Origin of the sequence: Microbulbifer mangrovi (assembly GCF_002009015.1) — a bacterium.
Classification (GTDB): Bacteria; Pseudomonadota; Gammaproteobacteria; order Pseudomonadales; family Cellvibrionaceae; genus Microbulbifer; species Microbulbifer mangrovi.
Map to the genome: position 1 here is coordinate 1 of NZ_LZDE01000127.1, position 2,320 is coordinate 2,320.

Sequence of the window (2,320 nt, forward strand, 5' to 3'; positions counted from 1 at the left end):
GCAATGGCGGCTCCGATAGTTTCCAGAGCGCTGCCGGTGGCGACTGGGTGCTGGCAGAAAATCTTGCCAGTGTCACCCACGGCGGAAATCTCACGGTTGAAAATATCGATGTATTTACCGGTGGTTCAGGAAACATTGTCGGTGATGGTAATAGCTACTTCTTCGATGTAGACAGTGGAACTACCGTTGCCGTTGCTAATAACGTGGAGTTTACTGGCAACACATTGACATTCAATGGCATCAGTAAAGTAGAGTCCGACGGTGAATTGAATGCGCTGGGTCTCTCAGGTATCTACCTTAAAGATGATGAAAATGTAGCGGCAGAGGTTTTTGCTGATACGGCCAGTGACGATAGCGGGATCAAGTTTATTGGTTTGTCTAATGTTAGGGTGTCGCAGATAGATACTGCGCAAGCCGGCGGAATTGCTTTATCTGTGGTCGGAAATAATAGCGCTGAGTTAACTGACCCCACTTTCTCAGAAACCAAGTTGGAAATTTATGACCTGGATGACGTAATCGGTGCTTCTGGAAATACCCTTTCTTCGACCGGTGACTGGGTAGTAGACGGTAGTGGTGCAAGTAATAAGGGGATCAATTTTACCGGAGCTTGGACGGTTACCTCGAACGGTGCAGACCTGGCCGCCGAAAAAAATATCGAAAATAACTTTTCTGTTAATAGCGAAGGTTATGTCGGTATTCATGAAATGCTATTTACTGATTTGGTGACAGTCTCACCGGGTGGTGGTTCGAGTGCTAGTATTCTGGATGCTTCTGGATATGAATACGGAGTAGTCATAGGTGCCGATAACGATAGTGTCGCGCTCCTTACGGATGCGGAGGGCAGCACTGGGACAGTATTTTCCGGGTTGAGTAGGGTAACTACTGATTTTCTTTCAGCACGCGATGATGCCGGAACTACCTCATTTTCTATTAAAAACGATGGAATTAATGACTATTTTGATGCCAGTAGTAGCAATATCAGGTTCTATGATTTACTGACGATTCAGGGCACTGAAAATGGAACAGAGGTCGTTAATTGGGATGACAACTGGACTCTGAATGGCACCGCTGAATCCGGTATATATTTTTCAAGCAGTTCCGGCGTTAAAGTTATCGATTTCGATACCATCAACACTTCCGGCGGTACTCTGGATTTCAATATCGGTGAGCGTTTCACTATTGAATCTGACGGCGGCGTCACCGTTGGAAATACCACTTTTAACGATCTTGTCCTGCTGCAGAAAGGTTCGGGATTTGACGGTAGTGTTACAGGCGATCCTTCTCTGGATGCCAGTGCCTTCTCGAATGGTTTGACACTCACCGACAATGTGCTGGAAGTCGTTGCCGGTACCCTGAGTATTTTCGGCATCTCCAGCATTACCGCCAACAAGGTGACCGCGTCTGCTAATGCGATTACCCAGCATGACTTCGTGATCGGCTCTAGTGACGGTTCGCAGACTGTAACTGTTAACGAGATGGTTTTCAGTGCGCTGCAAGAAGTGATCTCCGACGGGAACGACAGTTTCTCGGAGGAGACCTCTGGTCTGGCGGTGTTGTATCTCGATGATGCCAGCGGCAGCGATATTTATTCGCACCTCGCCGGGGCGCAAGATGAGCCCGGTTTCTCCGTCGACAGCGGTATTCTTTTTTCCGGCTTCGAGTCCACGAGCGTCTCAACGGTTGATACCAATGGACAGAATATTTCGCTGGATGTGAATTCCACCAATAACGCAGACCTCGATAGCGACGCGTTCACATTTACCGGCCTTTCAAGTATTGAGGGGGCCGGGAGTGACCAGGTCACAGGCTCCGGTACCTGGACTCTGGACAACGGCAGCGTAAGCAATGCATCTATCGTTTTCTCGGGTTCATGGGACGTTGTTGCCGCTAATGGTGAACTTCAGGGCAGTGATGCACAGGAAACTTTTACCCTGGGGAGTGACGGAGCGCTGGATGTTTCCGGATATTCCACATTTGAATTCAGTGGTTTCACCTCGGTTACTGCAGGTGCGAGTAACGATAGTGTTTCCAGTAATAGTAATGTCCACTGGACTCTTCTCGATACAGATTCCGCCGAGAGCAGTAATGGAATTACCTTCGACGGCTTCAGTAGCATCGATACCGATGCGGCGACGCTCACCGGCACCGCAGGCGACGATACCTTTACCCTGACCGGCAGCGAAGCCGATGGCCTGACCCTCGCCTACGGGGGCATGAGCTTTACCGGCCTGAACGAGGTTGATGGCAATGGTTCGACCTATGATGCGGTTACCAATCCTGCCGGTGGTGACACGCTCAATGCCACCAACAACGATGACAT

At 49.5% G+C, this 2,320-nt stretch carries 1 protein-coding gene; it reads left to right on the forward strand.

The window, feature by feature from the left end; genetic code table 11:
• The coding region (locus B4U49_RS19005; protein WP_158078520.1) for a beta strand repeat-containing protein at positions 1–2,320 on the forward strand (2,320 nt) is incomplete at both ends.